General features: G+C 71.6%; 3 protein-coding genes. 2 read left to right on the top strand and 1 reads right to left on the bottom strand.

Features of this window, described 5'->3' with window-relative positions; all coding sequences use genetic code 11:
* Positions 1-62: 62 nt before the first annotated feature.
* Positions 63-278: a transposase gene (locus C1I98_RS40985; RefSeq protein ID WP_146607901.1), complete on the bottom strand. Its 216-nt coding sequence runs from the start codon at positions 276-278 to the stop codon at positions 63-65.
* A 147-nt stretch (positions 279-425) separates the two neighbouring features.
* Between C1I98_RS40985 and C1I98_RS38070 the strand changes: the two genes are divergently transcribed.
* The gene (locus C1I98_RS38070; RefSeq protein WP_111172083.1) at positions 426-1277 is read left to right on the top strand and encodes a universal stress protein; all 852 of its coding nucleotides are present in this window, start codon (positions 426-428) and stop codon (positions 1275-1277) included.
* 81 nt (positions 1278-1358) lie between these two features.
* The gene (locus C1I98_RS38065) at positions 1359-2111 is read left to right on the top strand and encodes a GNAT family N-acetyltransferase (protein WP_111172082.1); all 753 of its coding nucleotides are present in this window, start codon (positions 1359-1361) and stop codon (positions 2109-2111) included.
* Positions 2112-2228 lie beyond the last annotated feature (117 nt).

Below are 2228 nucleotides of genomic sequence, written 5' to 3'. Positions count from 1 at the left end.
GTCAAGGGCCTCGCCCTCTTCGGCGGCGTCGGCGGCCGCCCCCGCAAACGCAAGAACCGCGACTAGGGGCACTCGCCGGAGGGGGGTTCTTCTGGCTCGGGGATGAGTTCGACGATCTCGATGAGGCCGGAGGGTGGGACGATGGCGGCGACGTCGTCCATGGTGGCGCAGTAGGCGACGAAGTAGCCGTCCTTGCTCAGCCGGTACACCTCGCGGCCGTTCAAGATCGTTGTTTCGACCTCGACGCCGTTCTCGCCTGCCCAGCGTCTCGCAGTCACGCGCGTTCCCTCGTCCCACCGCTCATATGGGTTCGCGGATAAAGAATCCTATTTGTCGCGACGATTAACTTTATATCGCATATTTCGCAATAGCCAGGACCGCGGGGTGCCGGTGTCAAGCGCCTGGCCCAGGGCAGGGGCCAGATCATGAGCGAATGGATCCTGGTGGCGACCGACGGTTCGGAGCCGGCCTCGGCGGCGGTGCGGTGGGCGGCGGACGAGGCGGCGCTCTGGGGACGCGGCCTGCGCGTGTTGCACGTGGTCGGCCCGCAGGGCCTCGCCGCGCCGTACGCCGAGGTCGCCGGGCTCGCGGACGCGCTGTCGGAGGAGGCGGCGAACATCCTGCGCGACGCCGAGCGGACCGTACGGGACCGCGCCCCCGGCGTGCAGGTGACGAGCGAGGCCCTGGCCGGTCCGGCCGCGCCGATCCTGCTGGAGGAGGCCGCCGGGGCGAGCGAGATCGTGATCGGCAGCCGTGGCCGGGGCGGCCTGGCCGGGCTGCTGCTCGGCTCGGTCAGCCTCAGCGTGACGGCCAACGCCGAGATCCCGGTCGTCGTGGTACGCGAGCCCCCCGGCCCGCCCACCGGCGAGATCGTGGTCGGCTTCGACCTGTCCCCGCACTCGGAGGTGTCCTTCGCCTACGCCGCGGCGCAGGCCCGGAAGCGAGGGGCCCGGCTGCGCGTGGTACACGCCTGGCAGCCGCCCGTCTCACCGGGCCGGATGACCTACTACCCGGACATCGGCGAATCGGCGCTGGAGGCCGAGACCGCGGTGGTGGAGAAGGCCGTCGCCGACTGGCGGGCGCGCCACCCCGACCTGGAGATCCTGGACACGGTGACCGGCGGCCACCCGGTGACCGCCATCTCGGCGGCGGCGGAGTCGGCCGACCTGGTCGTGGTCGGCGCCCGCAGGCGAGGCGAGGTGGCACGGGCCGTGCTCGGCTCCATCGGCCACGGCGTCCTCCACAACATCTCCCGCCCCGTGGCCGTGGTCCGCTGAGCGGAAAAGCAGTTGTCATGCCTCGTACTGTCATGTCCCGTGGCAGATATCGACAATTGGCTCGCGGCCTATGACCGGCAGATGCGGGGGGCGCCTCCGCGCCTGCCCAAGGGCGTCACCGGCGAGCAGGACGGTCCGTTGGTGCGAATCGTCGGTCAATACCGAGGCTTCGTCAGCACGCCACGCGACGTCGGCGTACGCGGCACCGAACTCGACCGGCTGATCGCGCGGCAGCGTGACCGCTTCGCGGCACGCGGTGAGGCGGTCGAATGGAAGGTCCACGGGCACGATCGGCCGGGCGACCTCACCGAGCGGCTGCGCGCCGCGGGCTTCGTTCCGGAAGATGAGGAGGCCGTCCTCATCGGCCTCGCCGGGGACATGACCGCGGCGTCGACGCCGCCGGACGGCGTCACGCTGCGGCGGGTGACCGCCGACGCCGACATGCACCGCATCGCCGCCATGGAATCGACGGTCTGGGGACAGGACTGGAGCCGGCTCGGCGATGATCTGATCGCGCGCGTGGCGGCGGCTCCGGACCAGATCGTCGTGATGGTCGCCGAAGCCGATGGCGAGGTGGTCTGCGCGGCCTGGCTGGACTTCCGTGAGGGCACCGAGTTCGCCGGCCTGTGGGGCGGTTCCACCTTGCCCGCATGGCGCGGCCGGGGCATCTACCGCGCGCTGGTCGCCGCCCGCGCCGAACTCGCCGTGGCCCGTGGTGTCACATTCCTGCACGTGGACGCCTCCCGCGACAGCGCCCCGATCCTGCGGCGGCTGGGCTTTCACCGGGTGACCACCACCACGCCCTACGTATGGTCACCGGCACGGCAGGGCTGACGCGAGCGGGTGATCGTTTCCGGCGGGGCGGCACGGATGCGGGCGGTGCCGAAGGCGGGGCGGCGGTAACTCCGTCGGTGCGGTAGGGGTGGAAACCTCGGGCGAGGGCCCGCATGT

The organism is Spongiactinospora gelatinilytica, assembly GCF_003236385.1.
GTDB lineage: Bacteria > Actinomycetota > Actinomycetes > Streptosporangiales > Streptosporangiaceae > Spongiactinospora > Spongiactinospora gelatinilytica.
The sequence above is the reverse complement of the archived record's forward strand: the minus strand, read 5'-3'. Positions and strand labels throughout refer to the sequence as shown.

Excerpts from the sequence above, each read along its gene's own strand:
- C1I98_RS38070 (WP_111172083.1), top strand. The coding sequence starts at position 426 with ATGAGCGAATGGATCCTGGTGGCGACCGACGGTTCGGAGCCGGCCTCG.
- C1I98_RS38065 (WP_111172082.1), top strand. The coding sequence starts at position 1,359 with ATGCGGGGGGCGCCTCCGCGCCTGCCCAAGGGCGTCACCGGCGAGCAG.